General features: G+C 53.7%; 21 protein-coding genes and 1 riboswitch. Of the genes, 18 read left to right on the top strand and 3 right to left on the bottom strand.

The genetic code is table 11. The annotated features are described in order from the left end of the window. Positions 1 to 197: 197 nt before the first annotated feature. Complete coding sequence (gene hrpB / locus CBW65_RS06160; RefSeq protein WP_087456105.1) at positions 198 to 2,648, top strand: ATP-dependent helicase HrpB; 2,451 nt, start codon at positions 198 to 200, stop codon at positions 2,646 to 2,648. A 51-nt stretch (positions 2,649 to 2,699) separates the two neighbouring features. Here hrpB and CBW65_RS06155 read toward each other — a convergent pair whose 3' ends face one another. Both CBW65_RS06155 and CBW65_RS06150 read right to left on the bottom strand, forming a co-directional pair. Beyond that, on the bottom strand, positions 2,700 to 3,572 hold the full coding sequence (locus tag CBW65_RS06155) for an alpha/beta fold hydrolase (RefSeq protein ID WP_157721806.1): 873 nt from the start codon (positions 3,570 to 3,572) through the stop codon (positions 2,700 to 2,702). A 56-nt stretch (positions 3,573 to 3,628) separates the two neighbouring features. Further along, entirely contained in the window at positions 3,629 to 4,297 is a 669-nt protein-coding gene (locus CBW65_RS06150) for a FusB/FusC family EF-G-binding protein (protein WP_087456103.1), read from the bottom strand. A gap of 235 nt (positions 4,298 to 4,532) precedes the next feature. Between CBW65_RS06150 and CBW65_RS06145 the strand changes: the two genes are divergently transcribed. From CBW65_RS06145 to CBW65_RS06075, 15 genes are all read left to right on the top strand, one after another. Continuing rightward, positions 4,533 to 5,084 carry a GNAT family N-acetyltransferase gene (locus CBW65_RS06145; RefSeq protein WP_087456102.1) on the top strand — a complete coding sequence of 184 codons (552 nt, stop codon included), beginning with the start codon at positions 4,533 to 4,535 and terminating at the stop codon, positions 5,082 to 5,084. Positions 5,085 to 5,118: 34 nt separating this feature from the next. Further along, positions 5,119 to 5,216, top strand: a riboswitch (purine riboswitch). A gap of 103 nt (positions 5,217 to 5,319) precedes the next feature. After that, complete coding sequence (locus CBW65_RS06140; protein ID WP_087456101.1) at positions 5,320 to 6,747, top strand: NAD(P)/FAD-dependent oxidoreductase; 1,428 nt, start codon at positions 5,320 to 5,322, stop codon at positions 6,745 to 6,747. A 300-nt stretch (positions 6,748 to 7,047) separates the two neighbouring features. Further along, a complete protein-coding gene (locus tag CBW65_RS06135; protein WP_087456100.1) occupies positions 7,048 to 7,965 on the top strand; it encodes a helix-turn-helix domain-containing protein in 918 nt (305 codons plus the stop codon). A gap of 39 nt (positions 7,966 to 8,004) precedes the next feature. After that, positions 8,005 to 8,616: a DUF3800 domain-containing protein gene (locus CBW65_RS06130; RefSeq protein WP_087456099.1), complete on the top strand. Its 612-nt coding sequence runs from the start codon at positions 8,005 to 8,007 to the stop codon at positions 8,614 to 8,616. Positions 8,617 to 8,939: 323 nt separating this feature from the next. After that, the gene (locus CBW65_RS06125) at positions 8,940 to 9,824 is read left to right on the top strand and encodes an aminoglycoside 6-adenylyltransferase (RefSeq protein ID WP_157721805.1); all 885 of its coding nucleotides are present in this window, start codon (positions 8,940 to 8,942) and stop codon (positions 9,822 to 9,824) included. A 153-nt stretch (positions 9,825 to 9,977) separates the two neighbouring features. Further along, complete coding sequence (locus CBW65_RS06120) at positions 9,978 to 10,460, top strand: hypothetical protein (protein WP_087456097.1); 483 nt, start codon at positions 9,978 to 9,980, stop codon at positions 10,458 to 10,460. Positions 10,461 to 10,629: 169 nt separating this feature from the next. After that, complete coding sequence (locus CBW65_RS06115) at positions 10,630 to 11,571, top strand: ATP-grasp domain-containing protein (RefSeq protein ID WP_087456096.1); 942 nt, start codon at positions 10,630 to 10,632, stop codon at positions 11,569 to 11,571. A 76-nt stretch (positions 11,572 to 11,647) separates the two neighbouring features. Next, positions 11,648 to 12,862, top strand: coding sequence for a C39 family peptidase (locus CBW65_RS06110; protein WP_087456095.1), 1,215 nt, complete (start codon positions 11,648 to 11,650; stop codon positions 12,860 to 12,862). Between the two features lie 386 nt (positions 12,863 to 13,248). Beyond that, a complete protein-coding gene (locus CBW65_RS06105; protein WP_087456094.1) occupies positions 13,249 to 14,019 on the top strand; it encodes a carbon-nitrogen hydrolase family protein in 771 nt (256 codons plus the stop codon). Position 14,020: 1 nt separating this feature from the next. Beyond that, entirely contained in the window at positions 14,021 to 14,458 is a 438-nt protein-coding gene (locus CBW65_RS06100) for a GNAT family N-acetyltransferase (protein ID WP_198299763.1), read from the top strand. Positions 14,459 to 15,057: 599 nt separating this feature from the next. Then, on the top strand, positions 15,058 to 15,567 hold the full coding sequence (locus tag CBW65_RS06095; RefSeq protein ID WP_087456092.1) for a TlpA family protein disulfide reductase: 510 nt from the start codon (positions 15,058 to 15,060) through the stop codon (positions 15,565 to 15,567). Position 15,568: 1 nt separating this feature from the next. After that, complete coding sequence (locus CBW65_RS06090; protein ID WP_087456091.1) at positions 15,569 to 17,383, top strand: ABC transporter ATP-binding protein; 1,815 nt, start codon at positions 15,569 to 15,571, stop codon at positions 17,381 to 17,383. A gap of 43 nt (positions 17,384 to 17,426) precedes the next feature. Further along, entirely contained in the window at positions 17,427 to 17,993 is a 567-nt protein-coding gene (locus tag CBW65_RS06085; protein ID WP_232463517.1) for a MauE/DoxX family redox-associated membrane protein, read from the top strand. A 2-nt stretch (positions 17,994 to 17,995) separates the two neighbouring features. After that, positions 17,996 to 18,544 carry a conjugal transfer protein TraF gene (gene traF / locus CBW65_RS06080; RefSeq protein WP_087456089.1) on the top strand — a complete coding sequence of 183 codons (549 nt, stop codon included), beginning with the start codon at positions 17,996 to 17,998 and terminating at the stop codon, positions 18,542 to 18,544. A 114-nt stretch (positions 18,545 to 18,658) separates the two neighbouring features. Further along, positions 18,659 to 18,997, top strand: coding sequence for an Mpo1-like protein (locus CBW65_RS06075; protein WP_087456088.1), 339 nt, complete (start codon positions 18,659 to 18,661; stop codon positions 18,995 to 18,997). A 26-nt stretch (positions 18,998 to 19,023) separates the two neighbouring features. Here the strand turns inward: CBW65_RS06075 and CBW65_RS06070 are convergent, their stop codons facing one another. Continuing rightward, positions 19,024 to 19,308, bottom strand: a complete 285-nt coding sequence (locus tag CBW65_RS06070; RefSeq protein ID WP_087456087.1) for a hypothetical protein — start codon at positions 19,306 to 19,308, stop codon at positions 19,024 to 19,026. Between the two features lie 74 nt (positions 19,309 to 19,382). Here CBW65_RS06070 and CBW65_RS06065 point away from each other — a divergent pair, with 74 nt between their 5' ends. Together CBW65_RS06065 and CBW65_RS06060 are read left to right on the top strand one after the other, a co-directional pair. Next, complete coding sequence (locus CBW65_RS06065; RefSeq protein WP_087456086.1) at positions 19,383 to 20,213, top strand: aldo/keto reductase; 831 nt, start codon at positions 19,383 to 19,385, stop codon at positions 20,211 to 20,213. Positions 20,214 to 20,305: 92 nt separating this feature from the next. Next, positions 20,306 to 21,145 carry a serine hydrolase domain-containing protein gene (locus CBW65_RS06060; protein ID WP_087456085.1) on the top strand — a complete coding sequence of 280 codons (840 nt, stop codon included), beginning with the start codon at positions 20,306 to 20,308 and terminating at the stop codon, positions 21,143 to 21,145. Positions 21,146 to 21,225 lie beyond the last annotated feature (80 nt).

Here is a 21,225-nt window from a genome sequence, read left to right as displayed (position 1 = left end):
CTCGAAGCAATAAAAAAAGCCGCAGGTCGTTACCCGCGGCGTAAAGTGCATACCGGTGTCGAGGGGGCAACAAATGAAAAACATGAGATTGTCGTTTTCATTTGACCTCACCTCCAAGTTCGTTAGAATGTTCTTACAACACCACTATAGATGGCAGAGGGAAGTATTGTCAACGGGAGAATGGAGTGACGCACAACATGCTCACCTTACCAATAGATGCAGTGCTCCCTGCACTTCAAGCGACCCTGCGCACGCGGGAAAATGCCGTGCTGGTCGCAGCGCCTGGGGCGGGGAAGACGACGCGGGTGCCGCTGGCGCTGCTCGGGGAAGCTTGGCTGCAAGGGAAAAAGATCGTCATGCTTGAACCGCGCCGTCTGGCCGCGCGGGCTGCGGCGGCGTTTATGGCGCGTCAGCTTGGCGAACAAGCGGGGGAAACGGTCGGCTACCGGGTGCGGATGGATACGAAAGTCGGGCCGAAAACGCGGATCGAAGTGATCACCGAAGGCGTCTTGACCCGAATGCTGCAAAACGACCCGGCGCTGGAAGACGTCGGCATCGTGATCTTTGACGAGTTCCATGAGCGCAACCTACACGGCGATCTCGGACTGGCTCTGTGCCTGCAATCGCAGCAACTGCTGCGCGAAGACCTCCGCGTGCTGGTGATGTCGGCGACGCTGGAAGCGGAACCGGTCGCCGCGCTGCTTGGCGACGCGCCGGTGTTGAAAAGCGAAGGTCGCGCCTTCCCGGTGGAAACGCGGTTTCTCGAACGCCGCGCCGAAGGGCGGATCGAACCGGTCGCGGTGCGGACGATCAAAGAAGCGCTGGCGGCGGAAGAAGGCGACCTGCTCGTCTTTTTGCCGGGAGCGGGCGAGATTCGGCGCGTCGAGTCGCTGCTGCACGAGCAAGGGCTTGGGCGCGGCGTGAAGATCATGCCGCTCCACGGCACTTTGGCGCGGGAGGCGCAGGATGCGGCGATCGCGCCGAGCATCCCCGGCGAGCGCAAAATCGTGCTGGCTACCTCAATCGCCGAGACGAGCTTGACGGTGGAAGGCGTGCGAGTTGTCATCGACAGCGGATTGATGCGCGTGCCGCGCTTTTCACCTCGGACAGGCATGGCACGGCTGGAGACGGTCACGGTGTCGCGTGCGTCGGCCGAACAGCGGCGCGGCCGGGCCGGACGCGTGGCTCCGGGCGTGTGCTTCCGCTTGTGGACGGAGCATGAGGACAAAGGGCTCCCCGTACGCAGCACGCCGGAGATTCTGGAGGCGGACCTCGCTCCGCTGGCTTTGGAACTGGCGGTGTGGGGCGTGACCGATCCGGCCGATCTGGCGTGGATGGATGCGCCGCCCGCAGCGGCTTTTTCGCAAGCGCGGGAACTGCTCGTCCAGCTCGGCGCGCTGACCGAAACGGGGGCGCTGACCGAACACGGCAAAAGAATGGCGGAGTTTGGCTTGCACCCGCGCCTGGCGCACATGGTGCTGAAGGCGGTGCCGTTGCAGCTTGGCGGGCTGGCCTGCGAACTGGCGGCGGTGCTGAAGGAGCGGGATTTTCTCAAAGACCGAGACGCCGACCTGCGCCTGCGCATCGAAGCGCTGCGTGCCGGGCATGCTGACCGCCGCATGGTTGCCGAAGCGAACCAGTGGAAGCGCACGCTTGGCCTGAAAGCGGAGGAAAAAGCGAATCTGGCACACCTCGGACTCCTGCTCGCGTTTGCCTACCCCGACCGGATCGCGCAGCGGCGCGGGAACGGGCGCTTTCTGCTGCGCAACGGGCGCGGGGCGGCGTTTGTCGATGCCCAACCCCTGTCGTTTGTCCCGTACCTCGTCGCGGCCGAACTGGACGACCACGGGGCAGAAAGCCGGATTTTCCTCGCCGCAGAAATCGAGGAGTCGCAACTGAGAGAACATTTCCCCGAGCAGATCCGCACTGAGCACATCATCGAGTGGGAGCCCGCCGCACAAGCGGTGCGGTCACGCAATCGGGAGAAGCTCGGGGCGCTTTTGCTGAAGGAATCCCCTCTGCACAACCCCGGCGCGGAAGAGGTGCTGGCGGCACTGATCAAAGGGGTCGCGGCGGAAGGCCTGGACATCCTGCCGTGGACAAAAGCGGCCCGGCAGTTCCAAGAGCGCCTCGCCTTCATGCACCGCCACGACCCGTCCTGGCCGGATGTGTCGCGGGCAGGGCTGACCGAAACCTTGGAAGACTGGCTGGCCCCGCACCTCTATGGGTTGAAAAATCGCGATGACCTGCAGCGGCTGCACCTGATCTCCATTTTGGAAAACATGCTCTCGTGGGACCAGCGCCGCGAACTGGACGATCATGCGCCGACTCATTTGACGGTGCCAAGCGGTTCGCGCATCCCGATCGACTACAGCGACGGGGACGCGCCGGTGCTGGCCGTCCGCCTGCAGGAGATGTTTGGCCTGAAAGAGACGCCGCGCATCGCGCACGGACGCGTGCCGCTGACCTTGCATCTGCTCTCTCCGGCGCATCGTCCGGTACAGGTGACGCGCGATCTGGCCAGCTTTTGGCAAAACGCTTACTTCGAGGTGAAAAAAGACCTCAAAGGCCGCTACCCCAAGCACCACTGGCCGGACGACCCATACAGCGCCGTGCCGACCAACCGGGCGAAACCGCGCGGGACGTAAACAAGCGTATAAGCAGAAAAGCGAAGCAGCACATGTGGCTGCTCCGCTTTTTTATGCGCCGATCTCTTGGTAGAAAGCGAGGATTTCCCGACTGAGTTCCTCCGCGAAGTCATAGACCATCACATGCATCGTGTTTGGGATGACCACGACTTTGCTGTGCGCGGTGAGCACTTGCTGCAGGCGGGCGATATGCTCCAGCTTGAAGTCATAAAATCTGTGAATCGCAGCCGGCAAAAACAGGACGGGGCACTGCACGCGGGCATAGAGGTCGGCGACGCAGACCCGGTAGATCCCCTCGATCACCTGCAGCTCCGTCTCTTTGCTCGTCTTGAAAGTCAGTTTCCCATCCGGCAAGCGACGCAGCGAAGCCAGATATCCATCGCGCACCGCCCGTTCCCGCGTCTCGTTCCACAGCTCTCCGTAACGCTCGCGGGCGTGGATCAAGTAGTCATCCACGCTGTCAAACACGGGCAGCGGTTGTGCCATGTACGGTTGGACAACCTCTTCCAGCGTGACTTCCTCGCCGTTCGGGCAGGACGCATCGGACAGCGCCCCGTCGGAAAAAGCCAGCGAGCGCACGCGCTCCGGATACTCGGAGGCCAGTTGCAACGCGACATGGCAGCCCAGCGAGGAGCCGACAAAATGGGCGCTGTCGATGCCCAGCGCGTCCAGCACGCCCGCCACATCGGCAGCGAGCGTGGGCAGGTCGTAGCCGCTCTCCGGCTGATCGGACCGTCCGTGACCGCGCAAGTCGATGCCGATTGCCCGGTACTCTTTTTCAAAAAAGGGGATCACGCCGTTCCAAGTCGAGGCATTGCCGTTTAGAAAATGCAAAAAGACGACCGGGTCGCCAGTCTGGCTCCATTCATAGACGGCGAGGCGGGTGCCGCTTACGTCGATGGTGTGCTGCATCGTGGGTAACATCGTATGTCCTCCTATACAAAAAGGGAGCATGAAAATATGCTCCCGGGTGTGATGGGTTATCGCAAGGAAGCCAACATCGCTTCCATCTCCGTTGTCGAGGTGATGCGTGAATTGCATACGGCACTGTCCAGGCACAGATGGTTGCCCAGCGTCTTGTACCCGTCCACAACCTTGGTTTTTACCCGCGATGTAACCAATGCCACATCATCGCCCGAACCGGTCGTATGGCACCAGGTGCAGATCATCGTGCGGTTTTTCGGTCCCGGCACGAATTTGAACTCTTTGCCGGCCCACTTGTCGCCGTTGCGATAGACCAGATAGAGGCTGCTCGTTGCGATGTCGCGCCAGCCGAGGTAGGTCAGCTTGGAGCGGTCGATCGACTGCAGGTCGGGCAGGACGAGCTTCTTCACCTTCGGGAACAGCTTGCGGATCTCTGGCGCCGTGATTTCCGGGAACGGGATCACGTGCGGTTCCAGACGGCTCATGTACACTTTCAGCTCATCTTTGTCACGGACGTTCTTCGCATCTTGCAGCAGGGCACGCTGTTCCGGGGTCGCGCCGGGGAAGGTGGAAAGAATCGTGTCTTCCACGCCTTCGCGGGACGCCGCCAGCACGCGGTGGTCACCTGCAAAATAGAAAGCGCCGATCAGTTGCAGCAGTTGGTGGCGGATAAAATTGGCCTGGTAGGGGTGCAGAAACGGCACCATCGTTTGTTCTTGTGTCATGGGGAAGTACCTCCTGTTTCTTCTCGTTAGATTGGTGGAACACGACGAGAGCAGAAACAGAAGAATGAATTGGGTATACGATTCTTCTGTTTCTACTGAAACAGATTAGTGCGTATTGCCATAAGATTAGGCCCCCGTTTCATGAATTGGAATTGGAAAAAGTATAGACGATTTCATAGCGGTTGGCAATTGGTTCTTCGCCCCTTATACTGCTGATAAAGGAGAGTGGAACGCGATGAAATTGGTCTTTCCGAGACTGGAAACGGAGCGGCTGGTGCTCCGGCAGGTGGTGCCATCGGATGCGGAAGATCTGTTTGTGTATCTGTCCGATTTTGAAGTGATGAAATATTATGGCACGGAGCCGTTTGAAAACATCGAGCGGGTCGATCAGGCGATCGAGAAGTATGACACCATGTTCCGCGAGCAACGGGGTCTGCGCCTCGGGATCGAATGGAAGGAAAGCGGCAAATTGATCGGCAACTGCGGCTTTTATAACTGGATGCCCGATCAGTTCAATGCGGAGATGGTCGTCGTGCTGCGCAAAGAGTATTGGCAGCAGGGCATCATGACCGAAGCGTTACATCGAATGATTTCGTACGGCTTCGAGGAGATGGGCCTGCACCGCATCCAAGGCATGGTCGAGCCGGGAAACATCGCCAGCCGCAGACTGTTCGAGAAGGTCGGCTTTACACAAGAAGGCGTGCTGCGCGACTACACCTTTGTTTTCGGTGAATTTCGCGACCTGATGGTGTATGGAATGCTGAAGTACGAATACGAACAAAAGTGAAAGGGTATTGACGAATGTTCGTGTTTTCTTGTATGATAAGAGTCGTTGAACGGCTCGTATAGGCTGAGGATATGGCTCAGCGTTTCTACCGGCTCCCGAGAAGAGCTGACTACGATGTCTGACACGTGTGGCAAAAGCGGCACGTGCAGGCAGCAGTGGTCAGATGCTTAACGGGAGCCTTTTTTATTTCCAAGATATTCTCTGAATTTACAAGCAGAAAGGGGATACCCGAACAATGTTGTATGATGTGGTCATTGTCGGAGCCGGTCCTAGCGGTATTTTTGCAGCGTATGAACTGACGCACCTCGATCCGAACAAGAAGGTGCTCCTGATCGATAAAGGTCATGATATTTTCCGGCGCAACTGCCCGATCTTAGAAGAAAAGCTGACTAAGTGCCCGCCGGCGCATCAGAAGAAGGAATATGCCGGTTGCCTGCCCGCCTGCTCGATCACCGCAGGCTGGGGCGGCGCAGGGGCGTACAGCGACGGGAAGTTTAACCTGACCACCGAATTTGGCGGCTGGATGCAGGATTATCTGCCGCCGTCCGACGTGCTGAAGCTGATCGAATATGCCGATGAGATCAACATCGCCCACGGCGGGACCTTGCAGATCACCGACCCGACGACGCGCGATGTGGCCTCGATCGAGCGGCAGGCTGCGGCGGCGGGACTCAAGCTGCTCAAAGCAAGAGTGCGCCATCTGGGCACCGAGGAGAACTTGAAGATCCTCGCCAACATTTTCCGCACCTTGGAGGGTCGGATCGAGACGCGCTTTAAGACGTTTGTGGAAGACATCCTCGTGGAAAAGACGGCGGACGGGCTGAACGTGACGGGCGTCGTGTTGAAAAACGGGGAAGGAATTCAGGCGAAGAAAGTCATCATCGGCCCGGGGCGGGACGGCTCGCAGTGGCTGGGTGAGATTTTGAAAAAGCATGGTTTGCAGATGATGAACAACCAAGTCGACATCGGAGTGCGCGTCGAGACGTCCGATGTGATCATGGCGGAGATCAACGAACATCTGTATGAAGCGAAGTTTGTGTTCAACACGAGCGTCGGGACAACGGTGCGCACGTTCTGCTCCAACCCGTCGGGGCATGTGGTGGTCGAGAACCACTCCGGCGTGATGACGGCCAACGGGCACTCCTACAAAGACCCGAAGCTGGGCAGCAAAAACACCAACTTTGCTTTGCTCGTGTCGCATACGTTTACCGATCCGTTCGACAAGCCGATCGAGTATGCGAAAGAGATCTCGCGCCGGGCGAATGACCTGTCCAACGGTTCGGTGATCATCCAGAAGTACGGCGACATTCTGAAAGGCCGCCGTTCAACGGAGAAGCGGATCAAGGAAGGCTTCCTCGAGCCGACCCTGAAAGAAGCGGTGCCGGGCGACCTTGGGCTGGTGCTGCCGTACAACACGATGAAGTCCCTGATCGAGATGATGGAAGCGCTCGACAAAGTCACGCCGGGCATCGCTTCAGAGCATACGCTGTTCTACGGCGTGGAGGCGAAATTCTACTCCTCGCGCCCGCGTTTGACCGACAAGTTCGAGACGGAAATCCACGGCCTGTTTACGGTAGGCGACGGCGCAGGAATCACCCGCGGCCTGGCCCAAGCGTCAGCAGCCGGGGTGCATGTGGCGCGGCATTTGCACGAGGTTTTGTAGGATTAGCGCAAAAAAAGACCTTTGCTCCCAATGGGCAAAGGTTCTTTTTTTATAAACAAAAAAAGTATGGCGATGCGCTGTTTTCATTCGTGCCCCTCTACTGGGTATCCTTCGCTCCCGGCTTCTAGGGTTCCGTATAATTTAACATTCTCCTGTTCCTTCTAATTTGTACGATGTGTAGAATCAATTTCTACGCGATTATGCGCTTAGATTTTACTAATACTGTGCGCTGTTTTGCATTTGTTAATGCGATCTGTTTCGTGGTACGATCACCGCAGAAGAGATCCAGGAGGAAAAACGATGGAGCGTCAGCGAATCTTGCGTGTTTTGAAAGGTCTGAAGTCGCCGGTTGAGCAATCGGTGGTTCTGAAAGAATATTACTCTTCTTGGCGGAAATTCAATCGGGATACGAAAGAAGGCTTTTTCGCGATCTATGAACGATTTAAAAAAGAGCATCTTGCCGATTTGGAAGGCGGTCCGCTTAAATTATACTTGCTCTTCGGGTTCTATGCGAACAACTCCTATGGGCACAGTTGGCCGAGCATTGCCACGATTGCTGATTTTTTCGGTACACAGACGCGGACGATCGATAGCTGGATGAAAGTGTTGGTGGATCGAGGGTTAATTTATCGTGACCGGACGGATAAAAAATCGCATACAACCTTCTTAGTTCCCTACAGCGACACATTGCTTAAGCAAAAGCCAAGGAAAAATCATGAGCAGGACGGACAAGAGATGCTCGAAGATATTCTCTCAGTACTCCTTGATATGCAATCTGTCTACGGCACGGTGGTGCGAATTGTACATCTCTTTCACTGGGGAAGGAAAAAAGCAATGCCAGATGCGCGAAAAACGTATCACCTGCTGCTTATCATCACCAAAAGAGAGGATGACGTGCTGATCTGTCATTATCGCATTCTCAGAAAGTTAAGCGATCAGGGAGTCAGCGAATTGTTTGTTGATGAGCCTTCTCTTTTTGAAAGCCATTTTACTTATCTGGGGAAACCTGTAATCGGGATTGCAGTTGAACATGGCGTACCTGTGAATGTGAAGGGGGAGTATCAAGCTTACTTGATGGAACTGGCCCGCGATTTAGTTGCTGTATCCGAGGAACAGTTGCAGGAAATGCCGCGAGTAAGTTACGGAAATATCGAGGATGTACTGGAATCGGAAGAAGCAGCGATGGAGTTAACCGAAGAAGAGGATGACGAAGAGTAAGCTGTACGGTGATTGGAGTAGGAGAACGGGGGAAGTCATATGCTGGTATTCGTCGATGAGTCGGGGTGTACAGGATTCAAATTTGGCAAAGGGTCCAGTCGCCATTTTGTTGTAACGATGGTGTGTTTTCGTGAGACCTTGCATGCTGAAACCGTAGCCAGTCTCCTGGCCAAGTATCGGGAAACCGTGGATTGGTATAAGGAGTTTCATTTTAAAGCGATCCCGGATAAACTCAAACACGGATTCTTGAAGGTCATAGATCAAGGAGAATTCTATGTTCGGGCAATTGTCATCGACAAGGAGCAAGTTGGAAAAGAATTTGCGCCGGGAAGTAAAAAGGAGTTCTACAAAAAAGTGATAGAGCTTTTACTAACTGATGAACCTGTCCACCTCGAAAACTCGGTAATCATTGTAGATCGATCTTCCGACAGTGCTTTTCAAGACCAACTTAAGGTACACATGCGAAAAACGGCTAAAAAGTTCGGGGTCACGATCAAAGATATTAAATTTAAAGACTGGCGCCAAAATTCGCTTGTGCAGGTGGCTGACATGATTTCGGGAGCTGTTTTTCGGAAGTTCGAACGGGGTCAGGATGACTTTTTCAAACCTGTTGCACATCGTACCCGACATCTGATCTTTGTAAAGGAGTAATGCCGTATCAGTTAGCACACAGTTTCTGCGGCACGCCATGCAAATGACAATTCACTGATACGGCGACGGTAGTATACAGTATGCCAATTGAACATAAAAAAACACCCATAAAATGGGTGGTTGGACAAGCTATCCTCTTGAGACAAGAAGCAGGTGGTCACACAGGACCCTTTTCGCTTTGCCCTACTTGGTATCTTTATTATAAGCGAACACCTGGGATTGCGCAACAAATCGAATTCCCGGGCATTCGCGGTCAGAGGAAATCATCCCATCGGTGTAGAATCTATCCCTCAAATTTCCAAATGGTGAGAGGGGGCGAAGAGATGACCTATGAAATGTTTCTAGAGCGCGTAACCCCATGGGCTGAAGCACGAGAAGACATCCGGCTAGTAATGATCATCGGGTCGCGGGCGCGAATGAATGTACCGTCCGATGAGTGGTCTGATTTGGATCTGGTCATCGTCACGAAGCGGCCGGAACTATATATCGAATCGGCGGAGTGGCTGCAGGAACTGGCTGAGCCGAAGCTGACTTTTCTGGAAGGCACGGCAGTCGGGGAGTTGGTCGAGCGCCGCGTGCTGTTTGAAGGCGGGCTGGATGTGGATTTCATTCCGCTGCCTTATGAGATGGTCGCAGGGGGCTGGCCGAAGGGGATCACCGCTTCGGGTGTTTTGGGGCGTGGCTACTGGGTTCTGGTCGACAAGGAAGGTCTGGGAGCTGACATCCCGAGGGGGATGGTGGCGGAAAAAGGGCAAAGGATGCCTTCGGAAGCGGAGTTTTCGCAAATCGTGAACGATTTTCTCTACCATGTAGTATGGGCGGCGAAGAAACTTGGGCGCGGCGAGCTGTGGATGGGTAAGATGGCCTGTGATTCCGGTTTGAAATGGCATTTGCTGAAAATGATCGAGTGGCACACCCATCTCAGCCGCCCCGAAGTTGACACCTGGCACAGTGGCCGCTTCTTGGACACGTGGGCTGAGACGGACGTGCTCACAGAGCTACAAACCGCCTACGCCCGCTACGATCTCCAAGAAGTCTGGTCAGCCCTGATCGTCACACAGCGCCTGTTCAGCCGACTGGCACAAACATGTGCTGACATTATGGATTATTACTATCCACTTTCTGGTGATGAATATGTAATCGAACTGATCGGAGCTTATCAAAAGCAGAAGGAAGCAAGGCTCGATAAAACAGATGTTTTAGATTAAATCCATCAAGAGCTTCTTACAAATAAATGGGACAACACAATTGCTAGTCCCATTTCTTATCCGGCAGAAATAGATTGCTGAGTCCGGAATCTTAAAGGGCGATCTATTTCTAAATTTCAAATCACTTTAATCGAATATAGGAAGGACAGATCTATGAAATATGAGGCTAAGGATATTTATAACACTGCAAATAGCTTTCTGGCTGCATCAAACGCATTAAATCAAAAATTGTCTGAAACTAATGATGTTGGAACTTATATCGCACCAATTATTACAAATGCCGCGTTTAGTATTGAACTGTATTTGAAATGTATATACTTGATTGAAAACAAGAAACCAGCTCCCAACATTCATCAATTGGATAAGCTTTATAAAGGATTGAGTGATGAAAGCAAGGCTGTTATTGAAGTTATTTATAATGTTTTAATAATTCAGAGCGGAACAGATATGGCTATGAAGGAAAAGGTGCCAGAGACAAACCTTGATTTGGATTCAGTCTTAAAAGGGATGAGTAGTGCGTTTATTAATTGGAGATATAGTTTCGAAAAGAGGTTTACAGGTTTTGCAGGGAGTGGCCCCCTTATCAATGCGTTGAAAAGTAGAATTAAGATTTTAGAACCGGGATGGGAACATTAGTGCGGCTCGTAACCGATTACAAACACCAAAGAGTGGATGAGGCGCAATTTCGACACAAATTTGGACAAAACCGTTTCAGCGGCGAAATCGCCGTTTGTAATAACGGTGCTTCCTTCACCCCGCTAAAGAGTGGTATAATGATCGAAAAACTTGGAAAAAGGGGATTCGCATGGCGAAAATTTATGTGATCCATGAAAATAGTGAGTGGACTGTACATCTGACCAATCGTTTGGAAGAGCTGGGGCTGCCGTATGAAGAATGGCACCTCGACGAAGGGCTGGTCGATCTGTCGGCCGAACCGCCGCAAGGGGTGTTTTACTCGCGGATGAGCGCATCGTCGCACACGCGCGACCACCGCTATGCGCCGGAGTTTACTTCGGGCGTGCTGGCGTGGCTGGAACAGCACGGCCGCACCGTGTTTAACGGCACCCGCGCGCTGCAGCTGGAAGTCTCCAAAGTCGCCCAATACATGGCCCTGAACGCACACGGCGTCCGCACGCCGAAGACGGTCGCGGCTGTCGGCACGCAGAACATCATCGAAGCGGCGAAGAAATTCGCAGGTCAGCCGTTCATCACCAAACACAACCGCGCCGGCAAAGGCCTCGGCGTGCAACTGTTCCACACCGTGGAAGCGCTCGAACAATACCTCAACTCGCCGGACTTCGAAGTTCCGGTCGACGGCATCACGTTGATCCAGGAATACATCCAGGCTCCGGAGCCGTTCATCACGCGCTGCGAATTTGTCGGCGGCAAGTTCCTCTACGCGGTGCAAGTCGACACTTCGGAAGGCTTTGAGCTCTGCCCGGCCGACGCGTGCCAGATCGGCGACCTGTTCTGCCCGGTAGGTGTTGAGACGCCGGCCAAGCCGAAGTTCCAGATCCTCAAGGACTTCAACGACCCGATCCTCGAAAAATACGCGGCGGTGCTCGCCGCCAACGGCATCAACGTAGCCGGCATCGAGTTTATCCGCAACCGCGACGGGGAGATCTTCACCTATGACATCAACACCAACACCAACTACAACTCCGACGCGGAAGCAGTTTCCGACATCTACGGGATGAAAGCGGTCGCCGAATTTCTCGGAGCCGAATTGAAAAAATTGGGTGAATAATCCAAGCCGGTGCATACAGCACCGGCTTTTTGTTTTATAATGAAGTAGTGTAAAGTAAATGTGAAAGGGTGGTCATATGCTTCAATCCAAATTTTTAAAAATGATGGCAACGGCAGTGCTCGGTGTGGGGTGTTTGCTGCTTGCGATGAACATTTCACTGGCTGAGAATAATCTGAATCTTAAAAAATCTGGCGTCGAAACGAGCGTCAAATCGTATTGGCAGTCTCCGTTCTCCTTCAGCGGCGGGCAGCTCGACGGCACGAAAGTCAGCGCTTCGGCGCTGCAACTGGACAGCACGAAGCTCTACGCAGGCTTTGACTCGCTCGGCCGCTACAACGGCGGGGCGTATTATTACGGCAGCTACACGACCGATGTGATCCCGGTGGCGTTTACCGAAGCGATCCCCTCCTGGCAGGCGAACACGCCGCCGGGGACGTGGACGGAGATTGAGATGTCCGCGCTGGTCAACGGCGTGTGGACGAAATGGTACACCCTCGGCGCCTGGATGGAAGGCAACCAGCCATTCGAACGCCACTCCATCGTTGGACAAAGCGACGCTGACGGATATGTCGCGACCGACACGCTGATCCTCGACAAATCGGCAACGGCGGTGAAAGCACGCGTCAACCTGTACACCAACGATCCGGCTATCACGCCGACTCTGCGCAAGTTCGGCATCACCTTCTCCAACGGCACCGACAAAGCTGGCGTGGTGCCGAGCAACGGCCAGACCAGTGCGCTGGACGTGCCGAAGCGTTCGCAGATGGTCTTCCCGGACGGCGGCGAAGTCTGGTGCTCGCCGACTTCGACGTCGATGGTCATGGCCTACTGGGCGAACGTCACCGGCAACAGCGCTTGGAACATCCCGGTGCCGACCGTCGTCGATGGCGTGTGGGACTACCGCTATGACGGTGCAGGCAACTGGCCGTTTAACACGGCGTATGCGTCGAGTTTTGGGTTGGACGGCAAAGTTGTGCGCATGAGCTCGCTCGCAGAAGTCCAGCAGTGGACGGCAGCAGGCGTTCCGGTCATCGCCTCGATCGCCTACAAAAAAGGCGCGCTCGACAACTCGCCGATCCCCAGCACCGACGGTCATCTGCTCGTCATCCGCGGCTTCGATGCGGCAGGCAACGTCCTGACCAACGACCCGGCTGCGGCCAGTGACGAAGCAGTCACGATCACCTACAACCGCGCCCAGCTCGAAAAAGCATGGCTGGACAACTCCAACGGCACCACCTACCTGATCTACCCCCAAGGCTGGACCACTCCGGCTGGCAACGGTCACTGGTAGGAGTTGCTTCCAAAGCATCGAGGCATCAAGTGCGAACTGCATTTGATGCCTTTTTGTTTACACCTGACTCTAATGGGTGTAAACTTTTTCCTATTCAAAGCTGGGAGGTCGACTTCATTGCGGAAGCTGGGAAGAACGCTCATTCTGTCCGGTAATATGCTTCTCGGTCTTGCGGGGCTGGAAAAAGTCCTCCTGTACCTCGCAGTCACCATCAAGTCGCCGTCCAACCGAATGGAGACGGTGATCAACTTGACTCCGCCCTACATTTGGAATGTGACAACCGCCACCTTTGGGGCGGAGCGGTGCTCGTCCTCATCGGATGTCTGCTGTTCTTTGCACGTAAACGGAAAGGCACGAACTAGAAGAAAAACAGAGGTGAGACGTCGATGAAACTCGGACTGGTGCAGGCCACGTTTCCTGCTTCGCGCCAAGACGCGGTCGAGAGCGCGAAAAAGTGGATTCGGGCGGCGGGCGAACGGGGCTGTGCCGTGGTGTGTTTTCCGGAGGCATTTGTCCCTGGGCTGCGCGGCGTGGGACGGCACGTGGACCCGGTTGATCAAGAGGCGCAGGCAGCGGCGCTGGAGGAAGTGCGCCAGGCTGCTGCAGACGCCAAAACAGCGGTGGTTCTGTCGATGGAGTGGGACGGGCAGCTGGTCGGCATGGTGATCGACGCAGCGGGACAGGTGCTTGGCTATCAGGCCAAAAACCAGATCGCACCCTCCGAAGAGCCTTACTACCGGCCGGACGGAAAACGGCAGGTGTTCACCGTGCAGGATGTGCCGGTTGGCATCGCGACCTGCCACGAAGCGTGGCGTTACCCGGAGACGGTGCGCTGGGCGGCAGTGCGCGGGGCAAAAGTGGTGTTCCATCCGCAGTATACCGACACCGCCGAAGCTGGCGACATGGCCGCTTTTTATGAAGGGGCGATGGTCTGCCGGAGCATGGAGAACACGATCTATTTTGCCAGCGTCAACTACGCGCTGGAAGATCAGGCAGCGTCCAGCACCTCGCTGATCGCCCCGGACGGCACGCGGATCGCCGCTTTGCCGCTGGGAGCAGAAGGCTTGCTCGTCGCGGAGATTCACCCGGAGCAGGCGAGCGGATTTTTGGCGCAACGATACAATCCGGCGCTGTATGAAAACAAAGGGGATGAGTAGAATGGCAGTACGCAAGGCACAAGCAGCAGATCAAACCGCATTGCGGGAGATGATGCTCGAATACATTGTGGATTTCTATCAGCGGCCAGAACCCGCGGCAGAAAAGCTGGACCGTCTGCAGGCGATGCTGCTCCAAGGCGACAACGGGCTCCAGCTCGTGGCGGAAGAGGACGGGGTGTACCAGGGGTTTGCGACCCTGTATTTCACCTACAGCACGCTGCGGGCGGATCGCATCGTGACCATGAACGACCTGTACGTGCTGGAAGCGTACCGCGGGTCTGGTGTGGCGGAAAAGCTGTTCAAGGCGTGTGTGGCGTTTACGAGGGAGCACGGATTTGCCATTATGCAATGGGAAACGAATCAAGAGAATAGCCGCGCACAGCGGTTTTATGAGAAAATGGGTGGACAGTTAGGCGATGGACTGCATTATGTGATTTGAGTTAAATGTAAAAACCTGAGTGCGGGAATCGACCGTACTCAGGTTTTTTTATTGATAATCAAACGGCTCGAATTCTGGAAATTGATTCAATGAAATACGGGAAAATCAATGTAAAATAATTAAATTATATTTTGTTTATATAATATTGACCATGTCAAAACACCCTACTATAATCGGTCTTACACGGCGCCGAAATAAAAATAATTTATCAGAGGTGGTTTGAAAATGTTTAATTCGTTTACGAAGCTGATGGGGGTTACTCCGGATGGCACGCTGCCGACCAACCCGACGTGTGTTGATACGCGGGTAAGCTGCAATTGCTACGTGGAATGGCTTTCGCAGTGTCTGAATTACAAAGGATTAGACCCGGCCTCCAACCTCACGGGTGAAGACAAATGGTGTGTAAAAGTCGACATTTACACCGGCCAAGAATGCGGATCTTCCTATAAATCCGGTTGCTGCGTGCAATAACTGCGAACTGGAAAAGAGCACCTTCTAGAAGGTGCTCTCTCTTTAACTCTTGGAGCCTGAAGTCAAAGGAACAAATTCGTACGTACCCGTGAGGTGCATATTTCAGAAGTTACGAGAGGTGTTCATTCGTGATCTTGTTAGCAGCCAACATTTGTTTTTGGATCATCCTTGTTGTGGTGGTGGTTCTGCAGCTCAAGAAATATAACAGCGCCATCGCGCTGCTGCCTCAGAAAAGCCAGCATGGAGTAAAGAACAGGCATCCTGCATTGGGTATCAATCTTCGAGACTATGTGCCTGCAGCAAACCAGCCGCCCGGCAAGCCGCTGCTTGTCATGGCTTCGATGCCGACATGCGCATCTTGCCACAGCCAATTGGAAGAAGTGCTCGAAGCGCTGGAAACGCAGAGCACGGTCCGATTTATGGTCCTGCTCACCGAAGGTGAACCAGGGTTTGAAAGCTTTCTTGAAAAATACCAATCGGTCGTGCCGATCATCACGGCTCCCAGACAGACGATGATGAACCTGTACATCTTTTCGTTTCCGACTTTTATCTTCTTGGATGACAGCGGAGTGATTCAGGATCTAAGATCCTCTTCGCTTGCTGCCATGCACTTTATCCGATCAATTGGAGTCGAGTAACTTGAATAACTTCGGCCAATCAATCAAAAACATCGCCAAAATTTCCCCTTTTATCAGGAAAAAAGGGAAGTTGTGGTTTCTGCTCTCGCTGATTCAAGCGGCTTATAACGGGGTTACCCCTTTCGTAAGCGCTTTGTTATATGGTGCCATGATCAATCATTTGATTCATTATTTTCAAGACCGTGAATCGGGAGTCTACCAAGTCTTTTATCTCCTGATCCTGCAGTTGTGCCTGGCTCAGTTCTCGTATTTGATCCGAATGTTCCAGGCTTATTTTATGAAAAAGTTTGAATTTGATTTGGATCATGACCTGAAGTTTCTGACCAATCAAAAGGTGGCCAAAAGTCCGCTTAGCTACTTTGATATCCCGGAATTCTACAATCAACTGAATCGGGTGCGGGGTTCAGTAAGCAGTAAATTTCTACATCCGATCATGAACATGTTCCAAATCTTTCAACATATCGTGACTTTATTGTCCGTCATAGGGTACTTGATCTCGGTGCACTGGATCTTCGCGGTGCTTTGTATCGTAGTTTTTATTCCGCTTACGATCACACAGCTGAAGTTAAGCAAGAACCGGTATCTCGTCTCCTATCTTCAGTCGCGTGACTCAAGAGAGATCGGCTACATCGCCAACCTCTTTTCCGATAAAGCTTCGATCAAAGAAATTAAGATCTTCAATCTAAGCAATCACCTGAATGAAAGGTGGTCGCAACGTTTCCGCATCGTAAGCGGCCAGATTCTCACGTTGGCCAGAAAGCAACAATGGATCGATTTCGGTCTTCAAACCGGTACGACATTGTTTTTCACAGGCATTTCTTTCTTCATCCTGTTTGGCAAGAACAGCAAAGTGACGCAAGTCGGTGATTTCTATACCATCACACAAATGATTCAAAACGTGCAGAACTCCTTCACACAGCTCAGTTATTTAACCGGATCTATCTATGAGGAGACGCTCTATATTCAAGACTTTTATGAGTTCATCGAATATGGCGACCCTGCCTTTGCGGAAGCGGCCGCTGCTGCGGCTGCTGAATCGCCACCGACCGCAGCTGTGCAGTTTCAGGACAGCATTGAGTTTGACAGCGTGTCGTACCGGTATGTGAACAGCGACGCCGAAGCGCTGAAAGATGTGTCTTTTCAGATCAAGAAAGGCGAGAAGATTGCGATCGTCGGCACCAATGGCTCAGGAAAAACAACCCTGATCAAATGTCTGCTGGGCCTGTACCCGATCCGGGAGGGAAACATCACGATTGACGGGGTCTCTTTGCATGAGGTCAGCCCGCAAAACCTGCAGGAACTGATGACCGTTGTCTTTCAGGATTTTACGAAATACGCATTTTCTGCACACGATAACATCGCATTTGGCGATATTCAAAAGTACCGTGACCGGGAGCTGCTAGTCGCGGCGGCTGAAAAATCCGGGGTGCATCAGTTTGTACAACATTTTGCAGACGGTTACGATACTGCATTAGGCCGTTTGTTGGCGGATGGAGAAGAGTTGTCCGGCGGCCAATGGCAGAAGATTGCTTTCGCGCGCGCTTTATTTCGAGACAGCGAAATCATGATTCTCGATGAGCCGACAGCTGCACTCGACCCGTATGCGGAAATGGAGATTTACAAAGAGTTCGAAAAGCTCACTCGCAACCGTACGACCATTTTTATTTCGCATCGCATGGCTGCTGCCAAACTGGCGGATCGTATCGTCGTCATGCAAGCAGGAAAGGTGGCCGAGGTTGGGACGCACCAGGAATTAATCGAAAGAAATGGCGTTTACCGAGAAATGTTTGAACTGCAAGCCGAGTGGTACCGGTAAAAGTAATGGTAATGGTTCAGAGAGGAGAGTTCCCGTGGAAGAGATGATCTGGTTCTTGCGTATCTTGTTAGGCACCATTTTTGTAAGCTCTTTTCTGGAGAAGATCAGAAAGTATGAGGAACACAAGTCTATCATTCGAGATTATCGAATTTTGCCAGACCGGATCGTCCCGTATTTTTCAGCTATCGAAGTAGGACTTCAGCTTTTGACCGCTGCACTTCTGTATCTGGGCATCTTTCTGCCAGTTGCGGGCATGCTCTCTGCGATTCTGCTTGCAATGTACAGTATCGCGGTCAGCATGAATCTTCTAAAGGGCCGGACGGAGATAAGCTGCGGGTGCGGAGGGATCGTTGGCAACCACCAGCTCTCCTGGGGTCTGATCATTCGCAATGTTCTCTTGATCGCCTGCTCATCGGTGATCATGACAACGAATACCACGCTGGGCAATTTTGAAGCGGCGTTTCATGGGCAACCATGGGGGGACATCATCAATGCGTCGTACTTCCTCACGATATTTGAAGCGCTCGTGACACTGGTGATCTGGTCGGCGGCAAGCAAGCTGCTCTTGATACGGAAGTCGTTAAAAACTGAGCTTATTAAAGGGGTGTAAGTATGGGAACTGCGATGCTGGTATCCAATATTGCGTTGTGGGTTGTCGTTATCGTCCAATGCATCATCATTTACTTCTTAGCCAGGATGACAGCTGAATTTATGAACCGCTTCCGCATTACAGGTCAACAAATCGAAAATGCCACGTTAAAAGTGGGCGAAAAGGCGCCGTCCTTCCGCGAGCAGAATCAAGATGGTGACATGATTCGCTTGGCCGAACCCAATACTGCGTATACATTGCTCATGTTCGTCAGCGGAACTTGCAGCATCTGTGATGCGATTTTGCCGAAGCTGCATGAATTGCAAAAGGTATATGATCTGCGCACGATCACCGTTTCAAAAGCATCGCTTTCGTTTGATAAACCACTGAACCCGGCGACGCACCATGTAAAGTCTGATGAGCTGTTTCAGAGCTACATGGTACAAGCAGTACCAACCGTCTTTTTGATTCATAGCTCCGGCCATATTGAGGCGATCGAGACGGTGACCAGCTTTGAACAGCTTAAAATTTATCTGGGTCTGTTCTTTCGGGGAAATGTTCGCCTGGGGTAAGTGCTTAGTGGAGGGAAACCTCCACTTTTTTTCATACCGCGCACAGCAGTTTTATGAGAAAATGGGTAGAGAGAATGGCGATTGGCCGAATGATTCGATTTGAGGTGAGGAACCGTGGAATTTCGTTCGTATCGGGAGTTTTGGCCGTTTTACGTGCTGCAGCATTCCAAGCTGGCCACACGCCTGTGGCATGCAGTGGGGACGAGCTTTGTGTTCCTGCTGTTGATCCTGACCGGATTTACGGGCAAGTGGTGGCTGCTCTTGCTGATTCCGGTGATCGCATACGGCTTGGCCTGGTTCTCGCACTTTTTCATCGAAGGCAACAAGCCCGCGACGTTTGGCCACCCGGTGTGGTCGTTGCGCGGCGACTTTCACATGTATTTCCTGACGATCTCCGGCCAGATGGGCGCCGAAGTGGAACGCGTCAAGAAGCTCTATGCAGAAAAGAAGTAAGGCAGCCACACCGGCTGCCTTTTTGTCTATTGCCCTCTGGACTTGAAAATCAAATAGCGGACAAAATGCCCCACCGAATACGTCGCCGTCGCCAGGAACAGGATCAGGCCGATAAACGCGAAGAGCAGGGTAAACCCGCTGGAGAGGAAATGCGTGATATACAAGATGATCGCAAGCACAATGACGATCGTGATTGCTTTGATAAACTGGCGGCCTGCATAATGCCGCTCTTCCTGCCAGCGGGTGGGGAAGACGGGCGCTTCTTTGGCCGGTTTAGCCGGTTTGGACGGGGTGACAGTTTCTTGTGCCATCAGTTTCACTCCTGCTATTTAGAGAATGCTAAGGCTATTGTACCAAAAACCGCAAGAGAAAGGGCGATCCATATATGATCAAAAGCATCAACGACTCCACTGTGCTGGCCAATGGCGTACACATGCCGTGGCTGGGCCTTGGCGTGTTTAAGACCCAGGAAGGCGAAGAGGTGGAAAATTCGGTCCGGTACGCACTCGAAGCAGGATACCGGCACATCGACACCGCTGCGATCTACCGCAACGAAGAAGGCGTTGGCCGCGCGGTGCAGGCTTCGGGGATTGCGCGTGAAGAGCTGTTTATCACCACGAAAGTCTGGAACACGGAACAGGGCTATGAGACGACCCTGGCCGCTTTTGAAGAGAGCAGACAGAAGCTGGGCTTGGAGTATGTGGACTTGTATCTGATCCACTGGGCGGTGAAGGAGAAGTACAAAGAAACATGGCGCGCACTGGAGAAGCTGTACAAGGATGGGCTGGTGCGGGCGATCGGGGTCTCGAACTTTCAAGTGCATCATCTGCAGGACCTGATGGCGACGGCGAACGTGAAGCCGATGGTCAATCAAGTCGAATACCACCCCTACCTGACGCAAAAAGAACTGCTCGCGTTTTGCAAGCAGGAAGGGATTCAGTTTGAAGCGTGGAGCCCGATCATGCGCGGGCGGGTCAACGATGAGCCGGTCATCGTGCAATTGGCGGAAAAGTACGGCAAGACGCCGGCGCAGATCGTTTTGCGCTGGGACTTGCAGCATGGCGTGGTGACGATTCCGAAATCGGTGCGCCGGGAACGGGTGATCGAGAATGCGCAGCTGTTTGATTTTGAGCTGTCGGCGGAAGACATGGCGACACTGGACGGATTGAACCGGGAGCAGCGGTTTGGATCGGACCCGGACAATTTTAGTTTTTAAGTGCAAGAGAAGGGATTTGTAAGTGCCGGGGTGTAAATAACTACCATAGATAACACCGTTCATAATCTTCTGAAAAGACGGGGGAAGAGGAGATGACCATGACGTATCCGGGGGTTACGAGCATGCTGGCGGTGCGCGGCGGGGAAACGGTGCTGGAGTGGTATGAGGAAGGCACCGAGGCTGACGTGTTGCGCGAACTGCGGTCGATGACGAAAGTGGTGACAACAACACTGATTGGCATCGCGATGGCGGAGGGGTATTTGCGGAGTGTGGAGCAGCCTGTCGCGGAGTTTTTTCCGGGCTATGAGGCGGACGTGACGCTGCGGGAGCTGCTGACGATGACGTCGGGGATTGATTTTGACGATAGGCAGATTCCCGAGCTGCTGGGGACGGAGCCGAACTGGACCGATGTGATGCTGCGCCAGCGGGTCGACGCGGAGAAGGGGTTCCGCTATAAGGCCGTGGACATGCATTTGCTCTCTGTGATTTTGACGAAAGTGACCGGGCGCAATGCCTTGAAATATGCGGAGGAAAAACTGTTTGGGCCGCTGGGGATCGAGACGTGCTTCTGGCCGTGTGATCCGCAGGGACATTCGAACGGCTCGACGGGGTTGAAGATGACGACCGGCGACTTGGCCAAGCTCGGGCGGCTGTTTTTGCAAAAGGGCCGCTGGGACGGGAAGCAGGTGGTCCCGGAAGCTTGGGTAGAGCAGGCGACGATGGCGCAGAGCGGGCATGATCCGCGCTTTGGCACGTATGGATATGCGTGGTGGGTGGCGGAGGAAGGATTTATGGCGGCCGGTGCGGCCGGGCAATATCTGCGCATTCTGCCCGGACAGGATCTGACGCTGGTCGTGACGTCCGACCCGCAGCGCGGGTCGCACGAGACGGTCGGGCTGCTGCAGGAGTTGCTGGAGCGGGTCGGAGCGTAAAACGCTTTGATTGACAGGTGACGGCCGTTTACGGGCTGGGGACTGTTTGGAGAGAGAACGAGCTGGCACGCGTGTGTGAG

Origin of the sequence: Tumebacillus avium (assembly GCF_002162355.1) — a bacterium.
Taxonomy (GTDB): Bacteria; Bacillota; Bacilli; order Tumebacillales; family Tumebacillaceae; genus Tumebacillus_A; species Tumebacillus_A avium.
The sequence above is the reverse complement of the archived record's forward strand: the minus strand, read 5'-3'. Positions and strand labels throughout refer to the sequence as shown.